Here is a 21,232-nt window from a genome sequence, read left to right as displayed (position 1 = left end):
TGCCCCCTCCGGACAGACTCCAAGCGCGCCAAGGAGACCAAAAGATGCCGCTGACGCCCGCTGACGTGCGGAACAAGCAGTTCAGTACCACCCGGCTGCGGCCGGGCTACGACGAGGAAGAGGTCGACGCCTTCCTCGACGAGGTGGAGGCTGAGCTTGACCGCCTGATCCAAGAGAACGAGGAGCTACGCGCCAAACTGGCCGAGTGCCTGCGTGGGAAGGTGCCCGGCGGCATGAACATGCCCATGGCCTCCGCCCCCGTGCAGGAGCCCAAGGCCGAGATGCAGCTCCCCCCGCAGCCGGAGCCCATGCGGGCCCCCGAGCCGCCGCCCATGCAGCCGCAGCCCCAGCCGGTCGCCATGAACATGCCTCCCGCCGAGGACAACATGGACACCGCCGCTCGCGTGCTCGCCCTCGCCCAGCAGACGGCCGACCAGGCCATCGCCGACGCCCGCCGCGAGGCGGACGAGACCGTCACCCGCGCCCGCCGCGAGGCCGACGACATCCTGACCAAGGCTCGCCGCCAGGCCGAGCAGGTCATCGGTGACGCGCGTGCCCGCGCCGAGACGCTGGAGCGCGACGCGCAGGAGCGCCACCGCCAGGCCATGGGCTCCCTCGTCCAGACCCGTGACGAGCTGGAGCGCAAGGTCGAGGAGCTGCGCAGCTTCGAGCGCGAGTACCGCAGCCGCCTCAAGCTCTACCTGGAGAACCAGCTCGCCGAGCTGAACGTCTCCGCGGAGGGCAGCGGCGGGTTCCCGGTTCTTTCCAACCCCGGAGCACCGGCCATGTCGCACGCCGTTCCCCAGGGTGGTCAGCAGCCGCTTCCCGGCGGTCCCAGCCCGTTCGGCGGCGAGGCTCCCCAGGGCGCCTTCCCCGGCGCCGACGGCCCGCACAACGACCGCCGGTAAAGTAGCGGGTCAACAGGACCCGTCACTCGAGAGAGCCCCCTAGTGATCCTTATCAGTGCTGGTTTGGTGCTCGCGGCGGTCGTACTTCTGATCGCGGGCTTCGTGCTGGCAAAGCCGTTCCTGATCATGTGGTCCATCGTGGTGAGCGTGCTTTCCGCGTTGTTCCTGGTGATCGGGGCGCTGCTGCGGCGTCATGAGCTGTTCCCCGGCGGGCGTGCCGGGGCCACGGCCACCCCTCCCGAGCCTCCCAAGTTCGGGTACCCGCAGCCGCCACACTCCGACCAGGCTCCCGCGGGAGCGCCGCCGTCTCCTCCGCGTCCCCAGACGTTCCAGCAGACGGCGACCGTTCCTTCCCCGGCTCCCCGCCGGCCCGCGGCACGCGGGATCTCCCCGGACGCCATCGTCCTGGTGATCCCCGGGCGCAAGCGCTACCACGTAGCGGGCTGCCGGCAGCTCATCGGACGGGATCACGAAGAGCTCACCTTCGAGGAGGCGCGCGAGGAGGGGTTCACCCCCTGCACGAGCTGCCTTCCCGACGCGGCGCTCGGCGGACGGCAACTGCCGCCTGCCGCCGACCCCGAGCCTGCCACGCCCCAGCCCGCCGCCTCGCCGGAGACCAGGACCGTCTCCGCCGAGCTTCCGGCGGAACCCTCCGAGGCGACCCGCGACCTGCGGCCTCCGGGCCCCGTCGCAGCGCCGAAGCCGGCCCCCGCCGCCGCTTCCACCCCCACCCCGGAGTCCGGGCCCGACCAGCCTGGCGGCTGGTTCGCCCCCAAAGCCTCTTCCTCCGGTACGGCAAAGCCGCCCACGGCGGCTGATTCCCCCGGTACGGCGAAGCCGCCCACGGCGGGCGATTCTCCCGGTACGGCGAAGCCGCCCACGGCGGGTGACGACACCCCGCCCACCCCGGGACCGGACGACGAGTCCGACGCCGAGACCACCAACCCGCACCTGCGCCTGCCCGCGATGGAGTCCCCGGCCAAGCCACCGACCGGCCGTACCAGCGCCCCGCAGGACCAGACCCGCAAGCCGTCCGCCAAGCCCGGCACCCCGCCCAGCGCGGCCATGGGCGCGGAAGGCGAGCCCAGCGGCCCGGCGCGGTCTGCGGACGAGAAGCCCGAGCGGGTGGCGCCGGCCGGTGCGAAGGAGTCCTCGGGACCGGGTGACAACGGCGCGGGACGACGGCCCGAGGCGCCGGTCGCCGACGAGGGCAGGTCCACCGGCAAGAGCCCGTCAGGGCCCCGTGTGGCGCCCTATGTCAGCCCCTCGACCACCAACGGCGCCGCCAAGCCCGCGCCCCCGGAGAGCAAGCCTGAGCGGCCCGCCGCATCCGGCCCGCGCCCCCCGGCAGCAGGGGAGTCCGGCGCACGGCCCTCGGCGGCCGGAGAATCTGGCCCGCGGCCCTCGGCAGCAGAGCCTGGCCCCCGGCCCTCGGCGGCCGGAGAGTCCGGCCCGCGGCCCGCGGCAGCCGACGGGCCAGGGAAGCCACGGCCCGCCGCCTCCGGAGACAGGCAGGAAGGCGGCAAGCGGCCCGCCGGCGACGAGGCCGGTGAGCCCGCCCAGGACGAGCGGCCGGGCACGGTCAAGGTCATCGTCGGCACGCGGCGCTACCACAGCACCGCCTGCCCCCTGATCCGCGGCGCGGGCGACACGGGCGTCGAGACGATGACGCTGGCCCAGGCCGAAGCCGCCGGGCTCACGAGCTGCTCGGTCTGCCAGAACGACCGCGAATCGGTCGGCTAGCCCGCGACACCGAGAGGGACACAGGGCCGCCGGCACGGACCATGACGGCGCCTCCTGGCGGGCACAAGATGACGCCGCCTTCCAAGCGGCCGGGACAAGGCGTGGCCCCTGACACGAGAAGACGCGGCCCCCGGGTGAGGGGGACCGCGTCTTCTTGTCCGAGGTGGTCAGGCGCGGCGTAGCTGGAAGGTCAGGCCCAGGTCGGTGTCGGTGAACACCGGCTCGGCGGAGGAGCCCTCCGTGACGGACACGGCCAGGACCTCGTCGGCCACCAGCCCGAAGTCGGCGCGCAGCGCCTGTGCGAGGTCGGCGGACTCGGCCGCCCACCACAGCTCGATCCGGTCCGTGATCGCCAGGCCGCTCGACTTGCGGGCGTCCTGCACGAGGCGGATGACCTCGCGGATCAGCCCGGCCCTGCGCAGTTCGCCGGTCATGGCCAGGTCCAGGGCGACGGTCTCGCCGGTGCCGGTGTCGACGGCGCCGGTCTCCACCGCCCAGCCGGAACGCGGCTGCTCGGTGACGATCACGTCGTCCGGGCCCACCTCGACCGTGCCCAGCTCGCCGGCCTCCAGCGGCGCCGTACCCCCGGAGCGCAGGGTGCGCGCTAGGGAGGCGGCGTCGGCGGCGGAGACGGCGGCGGCGACCAGCTTGGTCTGGGAGCCGAACCGCTTGCCCAGAGCGCGGAAGTTGGGCTTGACCGTGTAGGAGACGAGGTCGGCGCTGTAGCCGGACATGTCCTCCAGCGTCTGCACGTTCAGCTCGTCGGCGATGAGCTCGCGCAGCTCGTGCGGCAGCGCGGGCCAGTCGTGCGCGCCGACCAGTGCCCGGCCGAGCGGCTGGCGGGTCTTGACGCCGGACGACGCGCGCGCCGAGCGGCCCAGCTCGACCAGCCGCCGCACCAGCGCCATCTGCTGCGACAGCGCGGGGTCGAGCAGGTCCTCGCGTACGGCCGGCCACGAGGTCAGGTGGACCGAGGCGGGCTCGCCCTCCCGGCGCAGCACGTCCCACAGGTAGTCGGTGACGAACGGGGTGATCGGCGCCATGAGCCGCGTGACGGTCTCCAGGCACTCGTACAGCGTGGCGAAGGCGTCCTGCGAGCCCTGCCAGAAGCGGCGGCGCGAGCGGCGCACGTACCAGTTGGACAGGTCGTCGAGGAACTCCGCCAGCCGGCGCCCGGCCCGCACGGTGTCGTACTCGTCGAGCGCCGCGCTCACCTCGGCGACGGTGCGGTGGAGCTCGGCCAGCGCCCAGCGGTCGATGAGCGGCCGCTCGGCGGCGGGGGAGGCGTCCTGGGGCGGCGTCCAGGACGAGGCGTTGGCGTAGAGGGTGAAGAAGGAGGCGGTGTTCCAGTAGGTCAGCAGGACCTTCCTGACGATCTCCTCCAGCGTGCCGTGGCCGACCCGGCGCGCCGCCCAGGGCGAGCCCGAGCAGGCCATGAACCAGCGCAGGGCGTCGGCGCCGTGCTGGTCCATGAGCGGGATGGGCTGCAGCACGTTGCCCAGGTGCTTGCTCATCTTGCGGCCGTCCTCGGCCAGGATGAGGCCGAGGCAGAGCACGTTCTCGTAGGAGGACTGGCCGAAGGTCAGCGTGCCGACGGCCATGAGGGAGTAGAACCAGCCGCGCGTCTGGTCGGTGGCCTCGCAGATGAACTGCGCCGGGTAGACGCCCTCCGGCTTGCCGCGGGCCCCCCACTGGGCGAACGGCATCGAGCCGGAGTCGTACCAGGCGTCGATGACGTCCGGCACCCGCCTGGCCTCGGCCGAGCAGGTCGGGCAGGGGAAGCTCACGTCGTCGACGAACGGGCGGTGGGGGTCGAGCGCGGACAGTTCCTGACCGGCCAGCTCGCCCAGCTCCTCCAGGGAGCCGACGCAGGTGACGTGGCTCTCGTCGGCGGTGCACACCCACAGCGGCAGCGGCGTGCCCCAGTAGCGCGAGCGCGACAGCGACCAGTCGACGTTGTTGCGCAGCCACTCGCCGAAGCGGCCCCACTTGATCGTGTCGGGGAACCAGTTGGTCTTCTCGTTCTCGGCGAGCATCTGGTCCTTGACCGCGGTGGTGCGGATGTACCAGGAGGGCAGCGCGTAGTAGAGCAGTGCGGTGTGGCAGCGCCAGCAGTGCGGGTAGCTGTGCTCGAAGTGGCCGCCGCGGAACAGCAGGCCGCGGGCGCGCAGGTCCTCGGTCAGGCCCTCGTCGGCGTCCTTGAAGAACTGGCCGCCGACCATGGGGACGTCGTCGAGGAAGCGGCCGTCGGGGCCGATCGGGTTGACGACCGGCATGCCGTAGCGCTTGCAGACGGTGAGGTCGTCGGCGCCGAACGCGGGCGCCTGGTGGACCAGGCCGGTGCCGTCCTCGACGGTGACGTAGTCGCCGAGCACGACGTAGTGCGCGCCGGGGATGTCGACGAGGTCGAAGGGGCGCGTGTAGGAGGTGCGCTCCAGCTCGCGGCCGGTGAAGCGGGCCACCTCGGTGGCGCCGTCGCCCAGCACGCCGAGCAGCGGCTCGGCGACCACGAGCACCTCGCCGTCGGCGGTGCGCGCCGCGACGTAGGTCACGTCGGGGTGTACGGCCACGGCCGTGTTGGACACCAGCGTCCACGGCGTCGTCGTCCAGACCAGCAGCGAGGCGCCGAGCTCCTGGAGGCGGCCGGAGGTGGCCGGCATGCGCACGTACACCGACGGCGAGGACACGGTCTCGTAGCCGCCCGGCTGGCCCAGCTCGTGGTCGGACAGGCCGGTGCCGCAGCGCGGGCAGTACGGCGTGATGCGGAAGTCGCGAAACAGCAGGCCCTTGTCGAAGATGACCTTCAGCGACCACCAGACCGACTCGATGTAGTCGGGGTCCATGGTCCGGTAGGCGGTGGACAGGTCGATCCAGTAGCCCATCCGCTCGGTGAGCTCTTCGAAGGCGTCGACGTGGCGCAGCACGGACTCGCGGCACTTGGCGTTGAACTCGGCGATGCCGTACGCCTCGATGTCCTTCTTGCCGGACAGGCCGAGTTCCTTCTCGATGCCGACCTCGACCGGCAGGCCGTGACAGTCCCAGCCGGCCTTGCGCGGGACGCTGAAGCCGCGCATGGTCTTGTAGCGCGGGAACAGGTCCTTGAAGACGCGGGCCTCGACGTGGTGGACGCCGGGCAGGCCGTTGGCGGTGGGCGGGCCCTCGTAGAAGACCCACGACGGGTTGCCTTCGTTCTGCTCCACCGAGCGCTCGAAGATCTTCCCGTCACGCCAGCGGTCGAGGACCTCGCGCTCGAGCGCGGGCAGGTCGACCTGCGCGGGAAGAGAGCGGAAAGAGTGGGAAGACATCTCGGGCGGGACCTCCACGCTGGTCACGAGCTGACAGGTGCGTGAAGGGACGAAGCCGTACGGCCCCGCGGTACCACCCTTCTTGGCCCCCGGAGGGGACCCTCTTCGTTTATGGCTGCGGCCGGTTCTAGTGAGCTCGGGAAGAGCCGTTCTTCCGGCGGCTCCGGGGTGATATCCCTCACAGTCGGGCCCCATCGACGCCTTGCAGGCTCAAACCATAACGCAGAGTGGAGCGAAAGACTTCCCCGTTTTCCGAGGGCCGGGTCCGTGGCGGGCAAAGCGGTGGGAATGGACCACCCAGTGCAGGAGTTGATTGCGCGGGGCGGGATAGTACGGGAGAGGCAAACCCCACGGCGGGTCGTTTGCCGATCCGTTATCGGGCACCTAAGCTGCCCGCACCATTTACCGGCCTTGATCAGCATGGAGGCAGCCATGGCGGCAGTCACGCAGACCGCAACACCGTCGATGTGGTCGGAGAAGGAGCTGGCCGAGGTACGCGAGTCCCTGCAAAGGGAGATAGACGAGCTCAACGCGGACATCCGCCGCCACGAGTCGGAGATCGCCTCGGGCGACGTCACGCAGGGCGCCGGCGACGACCAGGCGGACGCCGGAGCCAAGACCTATGAGCGGGAACGCGAGATCGCCCTTACCCTGAATGCGCGCGACCTGGTCGCGCAGAACGAACGTGCGATCGCCAGGATCGACGCAGGGACCTATGGAGTGTGCGAATCGTGCCAGAAGCCGATCGGCAAGGAGCGCCTGCAGGCGTTCCCGAGGGCGACGCTGTGCGTGACGTGCAAGCAGCGGGAGGAGCGCAGGTAAAGCGCAAGCTTCTCCTCCTGCTGGGCGCGCTCGCCTTCGTGATCTACGCGGCCGACCTGGTCACCAAGACCGTCGTGCTGCGGACGCTCGAAGGCGAGCCGCCCAACGTGATCATTCCGGGCGTGCTCCAGTTCCGGGTGATCTTCAACTCCGGTGCCGCGTTCAGCATCGGGACCGGGATGACGTTCGTGTTCACCATCATCGCCGCGGGCGTGGTGGTCGCGATCATCCGCACCGCCCGCAAGCTGCGCAGCCTGCCGTGGGCGATCACGCTGGGCCTGCTGCTGGGCGGCGCGCTGGGCAACCTGACCGACCGGTTGCTGCGCTGGCCGTCCGGTTTCGGCCGCTCGACCCAGTTGCAGGGGCACGTGGTCGACTTCATCGAGGTGCTGCCGGGCAACTTCCCGGTGATCGACTACTTCCCCGTCTTCAACATCGCCGACTCCGCGATCGTGTGCGGCGGCATCCTGGCGGTCATCCTGGCCTGGCGCGGACTGCAGATCGACGGCACCCGCGAGGTGAAGAAGTGAGCGAGCAGCGCAGCCTGCCGGTGCCCGACGGGCTGGAGGGCGAGCGCCTGGACGCCGCGCTCTCGCGGCTGTTCGGCTTCTCCCGTACGCGCGCCGCCGAGCTGATCGGCGCCGGAGAGGTGCTGGTCGACGGCAAGGAAGCGGCCAAGTCCGACCGGGTCCAGGCGGGCGCCTGGCTGGAGGTGACGATGCCGCCCCCGGTCACCACCCCGATGCCGGTCGCCGAGCCGGTGCCCGGTATGGCGATCGTCTACGAGGACGACGACGTCGTCGTGGTCAACAAGCCGATCGGCGTGGCCGCCCACCCGACCGTCGGCTGGACCGGCCCCACCGTGATCGGCGGGCTGCTCGGCGCCGGGCACACGATCGCCACCAGCGGCGCGGCCGAGCGCCAGGGCATCGTGCACCGCCTCGACGCCAACACCACCGGGGCGATGGTCGTGGCCAAGAGCGAGCACGCGTACTCCCACCTCAAGCGCGCCTTCAAGGAGCGCACGGTGGACAAGCGTTACCACGCGCTCGTCCAGGGGCATCCCGACCCGTTCAGGGGCACGGTGGACGCGCCGATCGACCGGCATCCGGCCGGGGACGGGCGCTGGGCGGTGGTGGCGGGCGGCAAGCCGTCGGTGACGCACTACGACACGATCGAGGCGTTCCGGGCGGCGTCGCTGCTGGACATCAAGCTGGAGACCGGCCGCACGCACCAGATCCGGGTGCACATGTCGGCGCTGCGGCATCCATGCGTGGGCGACCTGCTGTACGGCGCGGACCCGACGCTGGCCGCCCGGCTGGGCGTGACGCGCCAGTGGCTGCACGCGGTGTCCCTCGGCTTCGAGCACCCCTCGGGGGAGTGGATGTCGTTCTCCACGGAGTATCCCGCCGACCTCCAGAAGGCCCTCGACCTGGTGCGCGCCGAGTCCTAGACCCCGCCCACCCGTTACGGCGGAGCCGCCCCCACGCCACCCGCCGCCGCGCGCGGGCGCTGATCGTGGGGGTCGCCTCCCACGTCGCACGGACGCGCCGCCGTAACGGCCCGCCTTGACCACCTGGGCGGAAACCCCTGGCCCAGGTGTCCCGGTCAGCCGGTGGGTTGCGGGGTGCGGGTCAGGTAGTCGGTGACGAAGCCCGTCGTGTGGGTGCCCGCGGCGAACTCGGGCTGCGCCAGCAGCTCGCGCAGCAACGGAAGGGTAGTGGCCACCCCCGGACCCTCCACCGCGAACTCGGCCAGCGCCCGGTCGGCCCTCGCGATGGCCTGTGCCCGGGTCGGCGCCCACACGACCAGCTTGGCGACGAGCGAGTCGTAGTCCGGCGGCACCCGGTCGCCCTGGGCGAAACCCGAGTCCACGCGGACACCGGGTCCGCCCGGCGGGCGGAAGACGTCGAGCCTGCCCGGCGTGGGACGGAAGTCCGCCGCCGGGTCCTCGGCGTTGATACGGCACTCGATGGCCGCGCCGGTGAGCCTGACCTGGTCCTGGGTCAGCGACAGCCGTTCGCCCGAGGCGGCCCTGATCTGCTCGGCGACCAGGTCCACGCCGGTGAGGAGCTCGGTGACGGGGTGCTCGACCTGGATCCTGGCGTTGATCTCCATGAAGGTGGCGTTGCCGTCGGCGTCGACCAGGAACTCCATGGTGCCGGCGCCGGTGTAGCCGACGTGCCGGGCCCCCGCGACCGCGTGGGCGCCCAGGCGGCGGCGCAGGTCCTCGGGCAGCAGCGGGGAAGGGGCCTCCTCGACCAGCTTCTGGTTGCGCCGCTGCAGCGAGCAGTCGCGCTCGCCCAGGTGGATGACGCTGCCCGAGTCGTCGCCCAGCAACTGGACCTCGACGTGCCTGGCCGCGGGGACGAACCGTTCGACGTACACCGAACCGTCGCCGAAGACCTGCTGGGCCAGCGCGGTCGTGGCGCGGTAGACCTCGCGCAGCTCGGCGAGGTCGCGGGCCACCGCGATGCCGCGACCGCCGCCGCCCGCGGCGGCCTTGACGATCACCGGATAGCCGATCTCGGCCGCCACCTTCTCCGCGTCGGCCAGTGACGGGACCGCGCCGTCGCTGCCCGGCAGCACCGGCAGCCCGGCCTCGGCCATCAGCGCGCGTACCCGTGCCTTGTCGCCGACCAGCTCCATGACCTCGGGGCGCGGGCCGATGAACGTGATGCCGTGGGCGGCGCAGATCCGGGCGAAGTCGGCGTCCTCCGACAGGAACCCGTAGCCGGGATGGATCGCGTCCGCCCCGGTGCGCAGGGCCGCCTCGATGATCGCGGGCACGTACAGATAGCTGCGCCGGGCCGGGGGCGGGCCGATGCGCACCGACTCGTCGCAGGCCGCCACGTGCCTGGAGTGCCGGTCGGCGGTCGAGTACACGGCCACCGTCGGGATGCCCAGCTCCCGGCAGGTCCTGGCCACGCGGACCGCGATCTCGCCCCGGTTGGCGATGAGGATCTTACCCGGCCTCATCCGTCCACCCTGATCCGCACCAGGTCCTGGCCGTACTCCACCGGCTCGGCGTTGCCCGCCAGCACCTCCACGACCTCGCCCGAGTGCTCGGCGGCCACGGGGTTCATCAGCTTCATCGCCTCCACGATGCCGATCGTCTGGCCCGCCTCGACCCGGTCCCCGGCGCGCACGAACGGCGCCGCCCCCGGCTCGGGCGCGAGGTAGAACGTGCCGACGAGCGGCGCCGTCACGACCGTCAGCGCCGGATCGGCCGCCTCCTGCGGCGTCTCCTCCCAACCGGCCTGTACGGCGGGCGGCACACTGGGCGCTTCCACGGGCACGGAACCGGCCCAGGACACCTCGAGGGAGCATTCGCCGAGCCGTACCGAGACCGACGACACCGGCCCGGGAACGGTCTTGACGAGATTGCCCACCTCCTCGCGCAGCAGGCGCAGCGCCGCGTGCAGATCCTGTTCACTCACCTTCGAACACCCCCAGCCGGCGGAACCGCTCGTACCTGTCCTTGCGGAGCTGGGCGCCGTCCATCCCGGCCAGCTCGCCGAGCGCCTCCAGCACCGCCGCGCCCAGCGCGTCCATGGCGGCCACGGGGTCCGCCTGCGCGCCGCCGGGCGGCTCGGGCACCACGCCGTCCACCACGCCCAGGCGCAGCAGGTCGGGCGCGGTGATGCGCAGCGCCGACGACAGCTCCACCGCGTGGGAGGGGTCGCCGTGCAGGATGGTGGAGCAGCTCTCCGGGCTGATCACCGAGTAGACGGCGTTGCGCAGCATCAGCACCCGGTTGGCCACGGCCAGCGCCAGCGCGCCGCCGCTGCCGCCCTCGCCGATGACCGTGGCGACCACCGGCACGGACAGCTCCGACATCCCGGCCAGGCACTCGGCGATGGCCCACGACTGGCCGCGGTCCTCGGCGCCGACGCCGGGCGCGGCGCCCTGGGTGTCGACGAAGGTCACCACGGGCAGGCCCAGGCGGTCGGCCAGGCGCATCAGGCGCAGCGCCTTGCGGTAGCCCTCGGGGTGGGCCAGGCCGAAGTTCCTGGCGACGAGCTCCTTGGTGTCGTGGCCCTTCTGGTGGGCCACGATCATCACCGGGGCGCCGCCGAGCATGGCGGGGCCGCCGACGATCGCCGGGTCGTCGGCGTGCAGGCGGTCGCCGTGCAGCTCGACGAAGTCGGTGCACAGGTGCCAGACGTAGTCCAGTGCGGTGGGGCGGGCGGTATCGCGGGCCAGCCGTACCGTCTCGTGGGGGCCCGACGGACCGGCCGGCTCCTCCGGATCCCGCACCACGACGGGCCCGGCCGGCGGCCGGGCTTCGCGCACCACGGCGGGCTCAGCCTGCGGATGGGCACCCGGCATGACGCCGAGGGACGTCAGGGCGTCGGGCGCCACGCCGTCGGACGGCGGGGTGGCGAGCGGCAGGGCGGGACCTGGGGAGGTCAGGGCGAGGAGGCGGGACAGGAGCGGGCGCAGGCCCTCGCGGGGCTCGACGCGGTCGAGCATGCCGCCGGCGAACAGGTACTCGGCGCTCTGGAAGCCCTCGGGCAGCCGCTCCCTGGTGGCCGCGGCGATGACGCGCGGGCCCGCGAAGCCGATGAGCGCGCCCCGCTCGGCCACCAGCACGTCGCCCAGCGTCGCGAACGAGGCGGTCACCCCGCCGAAGGTCGGGTCGGTGAGCACGCACACCGACAGCAGCCCCTCCTGGCGCAGGCGGCTCATGGCCTGGGCGGTCTTGCCCATCTGCATGAGCGAGAGCGTGCCCTCCTGCATGCGGGCGCCGCCCGAGGCGATGGCCAGCACCAGCGGAAGGCGGGTGCGCACGGCCAGCTCGCAGGCCCGGGTGACGGCCTCGCCGACCGCCGAGCCCATGCTGCCGCCGAGGAAGGCGAAGTCCATGGCGGCCACGACCGCGGGACGCCCGCCGACGCTGGCGCGGCCGTAGACGATCGCGTCGTCGAGGCCGGTCTTCGCCCTGGCGCGGGCCAGCCGCTCGGTGTAGGGGAGGGTGTCGGAGAAGCCCAGCGGGTCGCCGCCCCTGACCTGGGGTACGGCCGGCACGAAGGAGCCCTCGTCGACGAGGGTCGCGAGCCGCTCCGTGGCCCCCAGCCGGTGGTGGTGGCCGCACTCGGGGCAGACCTGGTGCGCGCGGGCCAGGCGCGGCAGGTAGACGATGGCCGAGCAGCCCGCGCACCGGGTCCACTCGTCGGTGGCGGTGACGGTCACTGCGCACCTCCGCCGGGTGTCCAGTGGTAGAAGCGGGTGGCCATGGCGTCGGCGGGGCCGCGCCAGGTCGCCGGGTCGTACGGGACGACGTGCGGGCTCAGCTCCTCGCTCAGTCCGCGGAAGTCGTCGCGCTCGCGCGCCCGCGTCATCGCCTGTCCCGCCGGGCCGTCGAAGTCGACGACGTGGAAGTACAGCTCGCGGTACTGGTACAGCTCGCGCCGCCGTACCCCGAGCGCGCGGGGGAGTTCGCCGTCGTCGGACTCGCCGAACAGCCGGGCGACCTCGGGGGCGCTGCCGGGGGTGAGCCTGGCGACGATGAGGATCCTTTCGGACACGTGACCTCCTGGGTGGAACGAGCCGCTGTGTCGCTCACACCGTAGGAAGCGCCCCCGGCGGGTGTCTCCCACCGCGCGCCTGATTGCCCGCCTCCTCCGCGCGGGGGAGAGCGCTAACGCGCGGAGGAGGGGACCAGGCCGTTCTCGTAGGCGTAGATCACGACCTGGACGCGGTCGCGGACGCCGAGTTTCTGGTAGAGGTGCTGGACGTGGGACTTGACCGTGCTGTCGCCGAGCACCAGTTCCCTGGCGATCTCGTCGTTGCTGTAGCCGCGCACGAGGAGGCGGAAGACGTCCCGCTCCCGGTCGGTGAGTTGCTGCGGCGTGGCTCCGGCGGCGCCGGAGAGCGTGGGCCGCTTGGCGAACTCGTCGATCAGCCGCCGGGTGACCGAGGGCGACAGCAGCGCGTCGCCCTCGGCGGCCTCGCGTACCGCCTCGATGAGCCGCTCGGTGGGCGCGTGCTTGAGTATGAAGCCGCTGGCGCCGTTGCGCAGGGCGTCGAAGAGGTGCTCGTCCTGGTCGTAGATGGTGAGGATGACCACCTTGGCCGGGCTGCGCGCGCCGATGATCTCCCGGGTCGCGGTGAGACCGTCCATGCGCGGCATGTTGATGTCCATGAGCACCACGTCGGGGCTGAGCCGCTTGACCGCCTGCACGGCCTCGACGCCGTTGGCCGCCTCGCCCACGACGACGATGTCCGGCACACCGCTGAACGTGGCGTGCAGGCCGGTCCTGATGAGCGGCTGGTCGTCGACGATCAGGACGCGGATCGTTCGCACTGACGCTCCTCCCGTAACCTGCCGCCTTCGAGCGGGAGCAGCGCGCGTACGGCGAAGCCGCCCCCGGTGACCGGGCTCGACTCCAGTACGCCGCCGTGCTCGGCCACGCGCTGGCGCAGCCCTTCGAGCCCGGTGCCGCCTCCTCCTTCCGGCGGCACCGCCCTGGGCCCGCCGCCGCCGTGACTGATCACCTCGACGGTGAGGCAGCCGTCGACCGAGGCCGACAGCAGGATCGGTCCGTCGGCGTGCTTGAGCGCGTTGGTCAGCGCCTCCTGGGCGACCCTGAAGGCGGTGTGCTCCACGTCGGCCCCCACGTCCTGGACGCTGGACAGGTTCTCCAGCACGAGCGTGAGCTGGCCTTCCGGGGCACGGTCGGTGAGTTCGGCCAGCCGGACCGCCAGCGGGGTCCTGGAGGGCGCCACGAGGCCGGGTTCTCCTCCCGGCGGGGGAGCGGGCATGGCCCGGAGGCTGCCCAGGGCGCCGCGCAGCTCGGCCAGCGTGGCCTGCGCGGTGCCGTCGATGACGTCGGCGGCGCAGCGCGCGGTGGGCACCGCGGCGGCGAGCTGACGGGCGTGGAAGGCGATGACGACGAGACCGTGGCCGACACCGTCGTGCAGGTCACGGGCGATCCGGCTGCGCTCGCGCAGCATGGCGCCGGACTTGAGCCGGCAGTGCGCCCCGGTGACGACCAGGGCGGCTGTGGTGAGGCCGAGAAGGACGGCCAGCAGTACCTCCACTTCAAGGAGCAGGATGCCCTGAAGTAAGTGAGTATTTCCCCATTTAACCCCCATGATCGGGGAGCCTAGTTGAGCCGGATACCCATTACAAGAAAATCGTAAGAATGGTCACAGGAGCTTCACATAGAGGGTTATTCGGTTAGCCGGAGCCCCGCCCGCGCCAGGTCATACCATGCTGACCTGCCCGGATCAAGCGTTCACAGGGTTCTCCCAGGGTTCGCTATGGCTTCTCTATGCCAGCCGTAACCAGGCGAAATGGTGCGCGGTTCAACAATTTACATTTGGGTTTTATTGGGGTGAATCCTCTATGTCTCATTCGGGGAGGGGAGGAGATCCTCCGAAGTGAGGGGACGCGGGTTCGCCTGAGCGGTGGAAGACACCCGGCGCGCCTGCGAACACGCTGAAGGCATGCAACGTCATGCGATCACATTCCAGATCAAGCCCGGCTCCGAGGCGGCCGTGCGCGAGCTGCTGGCCACCTACGAGCCGCCGGAGTGGGACACCCCCGACGGCGCGCGGCTGATCAGCACCTCGATCTTCATGAAGGGCACCACGGTGATCCGCGTCGTCGAGATCGAGGGCAGCCTGCCCAGCGTGATGGCGCACCTGTCGAGGCAGCCCAGCATCCAGAGGCTGGAGCGCGCGCTCGACCCCCACCTGGCCGTGCCCCGCGACCTGAGCACGTCCGACGGCGCCCGCGCCTTCTTCATGACGGCGATCATGGAACACGTCACCACCCGCGTGGCGGAGCCCGTCCGATGACCGCGATCATCGTGACCGGGGCGACCGGCGGCCTCGGCCCCGCCGTCATCGGCCGGCTGGCCGAGCGCGGCGACCGCCTCCTGCTCACCGGGCGCGACAAGGACCGGCTGGCCGAGCTGGCGGGGGAGTTCGGCGCCGAGACCGTGACCGCCGACGTCTCCGACCCCGAGGGGGCCCGCGAGGTGGCCGACGCGGCCCTGGCCGCCTTCGGGCGCATCGACGGAATGGTCCACCTGGTGGGCGGGTTCCGGGCCGGGCCGTACTTTCTGATGGACGCGGCCGCGTACGAGGGCATGCTGCGCGACAACTTCCTGTCCGCGGTCACCGCCACCCAGGCGCTGCTGCCCCACCTCACCGACGGCGGGCGGCTGGTGTACTTCAGCACGCCGCTGGCCGACGAGCCGATGCCCGCGCTGTCGGCCTACGCCGCCTCCAAGGCCGCGCTCGTCGCGTGGGTGCGTTCGATCGCGCACGAGCTCAAGCGCGGCGGCGTGCACGCCAACGTCGTGTCGATGACGATGGCCGACACGCCCCGCAAGCGCAGGGAGCGTCCCGACCTCAACACCGACCACATGGTCGCGCCCGAGCTCGTCGCCCGCGCCGTGGCGTTCCTGACCAGCGCCGAGTCCGACGGCCTGTACGGCAGCGTGGTGCCGGTGCTCGGCCGCTTCGAGTTCACCTCCGAGCTGTCGGGGAGGCCGCCGCAGTGAGCGCCCGCATCGTCTTCCTCATCCGGGTGCCCGCCGAGCGCACCGACGACTTCCTCACCGCCTACGAGAAGATCCGCTACGAGGTCGCCGGCGGCGTGCCCGGCCACCTCAAGGACCAGGTCTGCCAGTCGGCCACCGACCCCGAGCAGTGGCTCATCACCAGCGAGTGGGCGAACCTGGAGGCGTTCCTGGCCTGGGAGGCCGGCGAGGAGCACAGCGAGCTGGTCAAGCCCATGCGCGAGTGCATCACCGAGGCGCGCTCGCTGCGCTTCCACATCAGGCAAGAGACCAGCAGCCCGTCGTGAGCGCGCGCAGGATCGCCGTGGTCGGCGGCGGCATCGGCGGTCTCAGCGCCGCGATCGCGCTGCGCCGCGCCGGCGCCGCCGTCACCGTGCACGAACGCGCGCCCGCGCTGCGCGCCGCCCAGTCGGGACACGGGCTGGTGCTCTGGCACAACGCCGTGCTGGCGCTGCGGCAGCTCGGCCTGGACGCCGCCAAGGTGGGCTACGAGCTGCACACCCATCACTTCCGCAACCGGCGCGACCGCACGCTCGCCACCTGGCCGATGGCCGACATGGCCCCGGTCTACGACGCGCCCGTCTACAGCGTCAGCCGTCCCGACCTGCACCAGTTGCTCGCCGAGGAAGCCGGCGGCGACCTGGTGCTCGGCTCCCGCTGCACCGGCTTCTCGCCCGGCCGCGACGGGGTCACGCTCCGCTTCGACGACGGCAGGGAGGAGCGGGCCGACCTGCTCGTCGGCGCCGACGGGCTGCGCTCGTCCGTGCGGGCCGGGCTCATCCCGCACGAACCGCCCCCCAGGTACGCCGGCTTCACCGCCTTCCAGGGCGTGATCAAGCTGCCCGGATCCGGCGTCCCCCCGCACACCTTCCTCAGCACCTGGGGCGAGGGCCGCTGGTTCGTCTGCTACCGGCTGGGCGGCGAGCACGTCTACTGGGACGGCGTGCTCAGCGACCGCGTCGCGGCCCCGCTCGGCACGAGGACCATCGACCTGCTGGCCGCGCAGTTCAACGGCTGGCCCGACCCGGTGCCCGCCCTCATCGCCGCCACCCCCGAGGCGGACCTGACCCCCGTCCCCATCCACGACCGGCCGCCGGCCCCGCGCTGGAGCCACGGCCCGGTGACGCTGCTCGGGGACGCCGCCCACCCCATGACCTTCAACCTGGGCCAGGGCGCGGGCCAGGCCATCGAGGACGCCGTCGTCCTCGGCCAGGTCCTCGCCGAGCCCGGCGCCTGGGACGACCTGGCCGCCGCCCTCGCCCGCTACGAGGCGAGAAGGGTGGCCCGCACGGCCCGCATCGCGCGCAGGTCCAGGGCCAACGGGGCGCTCACCCGCTGGCGCAACCCGCTGGCCTGCGCCGCCCGCGACGCCTTCATGCGGCTGACCTTCGACCGCCTCGTCTTCCGCAAGACCTACGACCTCACCATGGCCGTCGACTTCGCCGAGAGGAACACACCATGACCGGGCTGCCCAGCGGCGTGAGCCGTACAGCCGTGCTGATCGCGCAGGCCAGAGAGGGAGAGAGCGCGCGCCCGAGCGGCCTCTTCCACGACCCCCTCGCCCGCCCCCTGGTCGACGCGGCCGGGCGGATCGAGGGCGTCAGCGAGGCGGGACGGCGTGCCGCCGACCACTTCGTGCTGCGCACCCGCTACTTCGACGACCGGCTGACCGAGGCGGCCGCGGCGGGCGTCCGCCAGGTCGTGCTGCTGGCCGCCGGGCTCGACACCCGCGCCTTCCGCCTCGACTGGCCGCAGGATCTCGCCCTGTTCGAGGTGGACCTGCCCGACCTGGTGGCGTTCAAGGAGAAGGTGCTGGCCGACCAGGGCGCCCAGCCCCGGTGCGTACGCCGGGCCGTGGCCGCCGACCTGCGCGAGGACTGGCCCGCCGCGCTCGCCGAGGCCGGGTTCGACCCGGACAGGCCGACCGCCTGGCTGATCGAGGGCGTGCTCATGTACCTGGCGCCCGAGGACGGCGCGCGGGTGCTGGAGCGCGTGGGCGAGCTGTCGGCGCCCGGCAGCCGGCTGTCGGCCGAGCACGTCAACGAGGCCTACCTGCGCCAGCCCGCCATGAAACCGGCCATGAACCGCCTGCAGGCCACCCAGGCCGCCTGGCTGTCGTCGGTCGAGGACCCCGTCGACTGGCTCGCCGGCTTCGGCTGGCGGGCCGAGGTCACCCACCAGGCCGACCTCGCCCAGAGCCTCGGCCGCCCCGTTCCGCCGATGGCCGACGCGTCCGTCGTCGGCGCCGCCCGCATCTGGCTCGTCACCGCCCTGAAAGGATCATGATGGAATTCCCCGACAGCACGCTGCGCGAGTTGCTGGCCTCCGTGGGCCTGCCGTCCGAGGCCGGAGACGGCACCGCCGAGCGCACCTTCGACGAGCTCGGCCTTGACTCCCTGGCCCGCGTCGAGCTGGCCACCCGCATCGAGGACCGCTTCGGCGTCGACGTGGAGGACCGCATCACCGAGCACGCCACGCCCGCCGAGGTCCGCGAGCTGGTCAACCAGCGCCTCACGGCGGTGACCCGATGATCGGGCACACCGACAACGCGATCGAGATCGCCGCCCCGGCCGCCTTCGTCTGGGAGCACACCAACGACGTCACCACCTGGCCGGAGCTGTTCTCCGAGTACGCCAAGGCCGAGGTGCTGGAGGAGAGCGAGTCCTCGGTCACCTTCCGCCTGACCATGCACCCCGACGAGCAGGGCCGGGTCTGGAGCTGGGTCTCCGAGCGCTCCTGGGACCGCGACACCTGGACCGTGCGCGCCCGCCGCGTGGAGACCGGCCCGTTCGAGTTCATGAACATCACCTGGGTGTACGAGGAACTGGCCGACGACCTGACCAGGATGCGCTGGGTCCAGGACTTCCACATGAAGCCCGACGCCCCGATCGACACCGCCGCCATGACCGACCGGATCAACGCCAACACGCTGGTCCAGATGGGGCTGATCAAGGAGAAGCTGGAGAACCGCCGCCGCGCGGTGATCGGCTTCCACGACGTGCCCTCCAACCAGCGGCGCGGCGGCGACCTGCGCACCCTGCTCTCGCCCGCCACCTGCGGCGCCACGTCCGGCTTCAGCGGCGCGGTCCGGGTCGCGCCCGGCGAGAAGGTCGCCGAGCACTACCACCCGTACTCCGAGGAGTTCCTCTTCCTGACCGCCGGCACGCTCAAGGTGGACCTGGACGGCGAGCCCGTCGTCCTGGAGGCCGAGCAGGCGCTGTTCGTGCCGCGCAACGTCCGCCACCGCCTGACGAACGTCGGCGAGGTCGAGGCGCTCGTGGTCTTCCAGCTCTGCCCGCTCGCACCCCGGCCCGAGCTGGGGCACGTCGACACCGAGGAAGCGTCGTGAGACCCGGCTCGGGCAGGCGCGTGGTCGTCACCGGCCTGGGCGTCATCGCGCCGGGCGGCGTCGGCCGCGAGGAGTTCTGGAACCGGATCGTGGACGGCAAGCCGGCCGTACGGCGGATCACCGCCTTCGACCCCTCGCCCTTCCGCTCCCAGATCGCCGCGGAGGTGGACTTCGATCCCGCCGCGGCGGGGCTGACGCCGCGCGAGATCCGGCGCACGGACCGGTTCGTGCAGATGGCGCTGGCCTGCGCCGACGAGGCGCTCGCCGACTCCGGGCTGGACCTGGAGTCGGCCGACCGCGACCGGATCGGCGTCTCGCTCGGCTCGGCCGTCGGCGCCACCATCACGCTGGAGGACGAGTACGTGGTCGCCAGCGACCACGGCCGCGACTGGGAGGTGGACCACCGCCACCTGCGGCCCTTCCTCTACCAGGCGCTCGTGCCCTCCAGCGCGGCCACCGAGCTGGCCGTGCGCTACGGCGCGCACGGCCCGGCCGCGGTCGTCTCCACCGGCTGCACCTCGGGCATCGACGCCATCGGCCGCGCCTTCCAGCTCATCCAGGACGGCGAGGCCGACATCATGATCACGGGAGCGGCCGACGCGCCCATCTCCCCGATCACCGTGGCCTGCTTCGACGCCATCCGCGCCACCACTCCCAGCAACGACGACCCGGAGGCCGCCTCGCGGCCCTTCGACGCCGACCGCAAGGGCTTCGTGCTCGGCGAGGGCGCCGCGATCCTGGTCGTGGAGGAGCTGGAGCACGCCGTACGGCGTGGCGCGACGATCTACTGCGAGGTCTCCGGGTACGCCGCCCGCGCCAACGGCTTCCACATGACCGGCCTGCGCCCGGACGGCGTCGAACTGGCCGAGGCGATCACCGCGGCGCTCGGCCAGGCCAGGCTCGACCCCGAGGCGATCGGCTACATCAGCGCCCACGGCTCCGGCACCAAGCAGAACGACCGCCACGAGACCGCCGCCTACAAGCGGGCGCTCGGCGAGCACGCCGGGAACGTGCCGATCAGCTCGATCAAGTCGGTCGTCGGGCACTCGCTCGGCGCCATCGGCTCGATCGAGATGGCCGCGTGCGCGCTCGTGCTCAAGCGCGGCGTCGTGCCGCCCACGGCCAACCTGGCCACCCCCGACCCCGAGTGCGACCTCGACTACACGCCGCTGGTCGCGCGCGAGGTCAGGGCACGGCACGTCCTGTCGGCGGGCAGCGGCTTCGGCGGCTTCCAGTCGGCGATGGTCTTCTCGGGGGCCGCATGAGCGCGCGCCGCGCGGTCATCACCGGCCTCGGCGTGGTGGCGCCCACGGGGGTGGGCGTCACCGACCACTGGGAGGCCTCCCTCGCCGGTGAGAACCGCATCTCCGCCGTCGCCTCAGGGCCGGTACGCCTGGCCGGCCAGGTCGGCGGCTTCGACGACAGCGAGTTCGTCGACAGCAAGCTACGCGTCCAGACCGACAGGTGGACCTGGTTCGCGCTGGCCGCGGCCCACCTGGCGCTGGCCGACGCCGCCTTCGACCCCAGCAGGGAGAATCCGTTCGACCTGTCGGTGGTGACCGCCAGCGGCTCCGGCGGCAACGCCTTCGGCCAGCGGGAGATCCAGGCGCTGTGGAGCCAGGGCCCGAAGGCGGTCAGCGCCTACCAGTCGATCGGCTGGTTCTACGCCGCCAGCAGCGGCCAGTTGTCGATCAAGCACCAGCTCAAGGGCGCCTGCGGCGTCCTGGTGGCCGACGCCGCGGGCGCGATCGACGCGCTGGCCGAGTCCGCCAGGCTCGTCCGCGGCGGAACGGAGGCGGTCGTCACCGGCGGCACCGAGGCGCCGCTGTCCCCCTACGCGCTGGCCTGCCAGTCGAGCGAGACGGCCCTGTCCGGCGACACCGACCCCGGCCGGGCCTACCGCCCCTTCGCGCCGGACGCCTCCGGGTACGTCCCGGCGGAGGGCGGCGCCATCCTGCTGGTCGAGGAGAGAGACTCGGCCTACGGCAGGGGCGCCCCCACGATCTACGCCGAGATCGCCGGCACCGCCTCCACCCACGACGCCCACCACGTCACCGACCCCAGCCCCGACCATCGCCAGTACGCGCGTGCCATGCGCGAGGCGATCGCCAGGTCCGGGCTGACCCCCGCCGACATCGGCGTCGTCTTCGCCGACGGCGCGGGCAGCAGGGACCGGGACGCCGCCGAGGTCGCCGCCCTGCGGGAGGTCTTCGGACCGCGAGGGGTCCCGGTGACCGTCCCGAAGACGATGACCGGCCGCCTGTGCTCGGGCGGCGCCGCGCTCGATCTGGCCTGGGCCGCGCTGGCCCTGGCCGACGGGGTCATCCCGCCCACCATCAACACCACCTCCGCCGACCTCGACCTGGTCACCGAGCCGCGCCTGGTGCGCGGCCTGTCGGCCGCCCTGGTCACCGCCCGCGGCGCCGGCGGCTTCAACTCCGCCGCCGTCCTCACCCGCCCCTGACCTTCGGCCTCCTGAACGGCCCGCCTCCCGACGGGGGCGGGCCGTTCCCTTGTCCCCATGAGCCGCCTGCCATCCGGAGGCCCTGAACGACCAGGTTGGGGCCG

21 protein-coding genes are annotated in these 21,232 nt (G+C 72.5%); 14 read left to right on the top strand and 7 right to left on the bottom strand.

Annotation, left to right across the window (positions count from 1 at the left end; all coding sequences use genetic code 11):
• Positions 1 to 44: 44 nt before the first annotated feature.
• On the top strand, positions 45 to 908 hold the full coding sequence (locus tag ACIBEJ_RS26840; RefSeq protein ID WP_397185580.1) for a DivIVA domain-containing protein: 864 nt from the start codon (positions 45 to 47) through the stop codon (positions 906 to 908).
• A 42-nt stretch (positions 909 to 950) separates the two neighbouring features.
• Entirely contained in the window at positions 951 to 2,651 is a 1,701-nt protein-coding gene (locus tag ACIBEJ_RS26835; protein ID WP_397185579.1) for a hypothetical protein, read from the top strand.
• Positions 2,652 to 2,818: 167 nt separating this feature from the next.
• Here ACIBEJ_RS26835 and ileS read toward each other — a convergent pair whose 3' ends face one another.
• Positions 2,819 to 5,956 (bottom strand): isoleucine--tRNA ligase, encoded by a 3,138-nt coding sequence (gene ileS, locus ACIBEJ_RS26830; RefSeq protein WP_397185578.1) that lies wholly within the window; start codon positions 5,954 to 5,956, stop codon positions 2,819 to 2,821.
• A 432-nt stretch (positions 5,957 to 6,388) separates the two neighbouring features.
• On the opposite strand from ileS, the gene ACIBEJ_RS26825 reads away from it, so the two are divergent.
• Genes ACIBEJ_RS26825 through ACIBEJ_RS26815 form a run of 3 tightly spaced genes read left to right on the top strand, consistent with a single transcriptional unit; the run spans position 6,389 to position 8,231 of the window.
• Complete coding sequence (locus ACIBEJ_RS26825; RefSeq protein WP_397185577.1) at positions 6,389 to 6,778, top strand: TraR/DksA family transcriptional regulator; 390 nt, start codon at positions 6,389 to 6,391, stop codon at positions 6,776 to 6,778.
• A complete protein-coding gene (gene lspA / locus ACIBEJ_RS26820; protein ID WP_397185576.1) occupies positions 6,742 to 7,308 on the top strand; it encodes a signal peptidase II in 567 nt (188 codons plus the stop codon). Before ACIBEJ_RS26825 ends, lspA begins: the two co-directional genes overlap by 37 nt.
• Positions 7,305 to 8,231, top strand: coding sequence for an RluA family pseudouridine synthase (locus tag ACIBEJ_RS26815; RefSeq protein ID WP_397185575.1), 927 nt, complete (start codon positions 7,305 to 7,307; stop codon positions 8,229 to 8,231). The genes lspA and ACIBEJ_RS26815 overlap by 4 nt, the downstream gene beginning before the upstream one ends.
• A 155-nt stretch (positions 8,232 to 8,386) precedes the next feature.
• On the opposite strand, the gene ACIBEJ_RS26810 is transcribed toward ACIBEJ_RS26815, so the two are convergent.
• The 6 genes from ACIBEJ_RS26810 to ACIBEJ_RS26785 form a co-directional block, all read right to left on the bottom strand.
• A complete protein-coding gene (locus ACIBEJ_RS26810) occupies positions 8,387 to 9,757 on the bottom strand; it encodes an acetyl/propionyl/methylcrotonyl-CoA carboxylase subunit alpha (RefSeq protein WP_397185574.1) in 1,371 nt (456 codons plus the stop codon).
• Positions 9,754 to 10,218: an acetyl-CoA carboxylase biotin carboxyl carrier protein gene (locus tag ACIBEJ_RS26805; protein ID WP_397185573.1), complete on the bottom strand. Its 465-nt coding sequence runs from the start codon at positions 10,216 to 10,218 to the stop codon at positions 9,754 to 9,756. Before ACIBEJ_RS26805 ends, ACIBEJ_RS26810 begins: the two co-directional genes overlap by 4 nt.
• Positions 10,211 to 11,974, bottom strand: a complete 1,764-nt coding sequence (locus ACIBEJ_RS26800; RefSeq protein ID WP_397185572.1) for an acetyl-CoA carboxylase carboxyltransferase subunit alpha — start codon at positions 11,972 to 11,974, stop codon at positions 10,211 to 10,213. Before ACIBEJ_RS26800 ends, ACIBEJ_RS26805 begins: the two co-directional genes overlap by 8 nt.
• Positions 11,971 to 12,309, bottom strand: coding sequence for a TcmI family type II polyketide cyclase (locus tag ACIBEJ_RS26795; RefSeq protein WP_397185571.1), 339 nt, complete (start codon positions 12,307 to 12,309; stop codon positions 11,971 to 11,973). Before ACIBEJ_RS26795 ends, ACIBEJ_RS26800 begins: the two co-directional genes overlap by 4 nt.
• 113 nt (positions 12,310 to 12,422) lie before the next feature.
• On the bottom strand, positions 12,423 to 13,088 hold the full coding sequence (locus tag ACIBEJ_RS26790) for a response regulator (protein WP_397185570.1): 666 nt from the start codon (positions 13,086 to 13,088) through the stop codon (positions 12,423 to 12,425).
• Entirely contained in the window at positions 13,067 to 13,825 is a 759-nt protein-coding gene (locus tag ACIBEJ_RS26785) for a sensor histidine kinase (RefSeq protein ID WP_397185569.1), read from the bottom strand. Before ACIBEJ_RS26785 ends, ACIBEJ_RS26790 begins: the two co-directional genes overlap by 22 nt.
• A 408-nt stretch (positions 13,826 to 14,233) precedes the next feature.
• Here ACIBEJ_RS26785 and ACIBEJ_RS26780 point away from each other — a divergent pair, with 408 nt between their 5' ends.
• The 9 genes from ACIBEJ_RS26780 to ACIBEJ_RS26740 are packed head-to-tail and all read left to right on the top strand — an operon-like array spanning position 14,234 to position 21,128.
• A complete protein-coding gene (locus tag ACIBEJ_RS26780; RefSeq protein WP_397185568.1) occupies positions 14,234 to 14,587 on the top strand; it encodes a SchA/CurD-like domain-containing protein in 354 nt (117 codons plus the stop codon).
• Positions 14,584 to 15,297 (top strand): SDR family NAD(P)-dependent oxidoreductase, encoded by a 714-nt coding sequence (locus tag ACIBEJ_RS26775; RefSeq protein ID WP_397185567.1) that lies wholly within the window; start codon positions 14,584 to 14,586, stop codon positions 15,295 to 15,297. Before ACIBEJ_RS26780 ends, ACIBEJ_RS26775 begins: the two co-directional genes overlap by 4 nt.
• On the top strand, positions 15,294 to 15,602 hold the full coding sequence (locus ACIBEJ_RS26770) for an antibiotic biosynthesis monooxygenase family protein (RefSeq protein ID WP_397185566.1): 309 nt from the start codon (positions 15,294 to 15,296) through the stop codon (positions 15,600 to 15,602). The genes ACIBEJ_RS26775 and ACIBEJ_RS26770 overlap by 4 nt, the downstream gene beginning before the upstream one ends.
• Positions 15,599 to 16,777 (top strand): FAD-dependent oxidoreductase, encoded by a 1,179-nt coding sequence (locus ACIBEJ_RS26765; protein WP_397185565.1) that lies wholly within the window; start codon positions 15,599 to 15,601, stop codon positions 16,775 to 16,777. The genes ACIBEJ_RS26770 and ACIBEJ_RS26765 overlap by 4 nt, the downstream gene beginning before the upstream one ends.
• Complete coding sequence (locus ACIBEJ_RS26760; RefSeq protein WP_397185564.1) at positions 16,774 to 17,601, top strand: SAM-dependent methyltransferase; 828 nt, start codon at positions 16,774 to 16,776, stop codon at positions 17,599 to 17,601. Before ACIBEJ_RS26765 ends, ACIBEJ_RS26760 begins: the two co-directional genes overlap by 4 nt.
• Positions 17,598 to 17,846, top strand: coding sequence for an acyl carrier protein (locus tag ACIBEJ_RS26755; RefSeq protein WP_397185563.1), 249 nt, complete (start codon positions 17,598 to 17,600; stop codon positions 17,844 to 17,846). The genes ACIBEJ_RS26760 and ACIBEJ_RS26755 overlap by 4 nt, the downstream gene beginning before the upstream one ends.
• Positions 17,843 to 18,664 carry a cupin domain-containing protein gene (locus ACIBEJ_RS26750; RefSeq protein WP_397185562.1) on the top strand — a complete coding sequence of 274 codons (822 nt, stop codon included), beginning with the start codon at positions 17,843 to 17,845 and terminating at the stop codon, positions 18,662 to 18,664. The genes ACIBEJ_RS26755 and ACIBEJ_RS26750 overlap by 4 nt, the downstream gene beginning before the upstream one ends.
• Positions 18,661 to 19,929: a beta-ketoacyl-[acyl-carrier-protein] synthase family protein gene (locus ACIBEJ_RS26745; protein ID WP_397185561.1), complete on the top strand. Its 1,269-nt coding sequence runs from the start codon at positions 18,661 to 18,663 to the stop codon at positions 19,927 to 19,929. Before ACIBEJ_RS26750 ends, ACIBEJ_RS26745 begins: the two co-directional genes overlap by 4 nt.
• Entirely contained in the window at positions 19,926 to 21,128 is a 1,203-nt protein-coding gene (locus tag ACIBEJ_RS26740) for a beta-ketoacyl synthase N-terminal-like domain-containing protein (protein ID WP_397185560.1), read from the top strand. Before ACIBEJ_RS26745 ends, ACIBEJ_RS26740 begins: the two co-directional genes overlap by 4 nt.
• The last annotated feature ends 104 nt before the right edge of the window (positions 21,129 to 21,232 follow it).

The sequence above is a fragment of the Nonomuraea sp. NPDC050790 genome (genome assembly GCF_044456745.1).
In the GTDB taxonomy this organism is placed as follows: Bacteria; Actinomycetota; Actinomycetes; order Streptosporangiales; family Streptosporangiaceae; genus Nonomuraea.
This window is presented reverse-complemented; position numbering and strand designations above follow the sequence as displayed.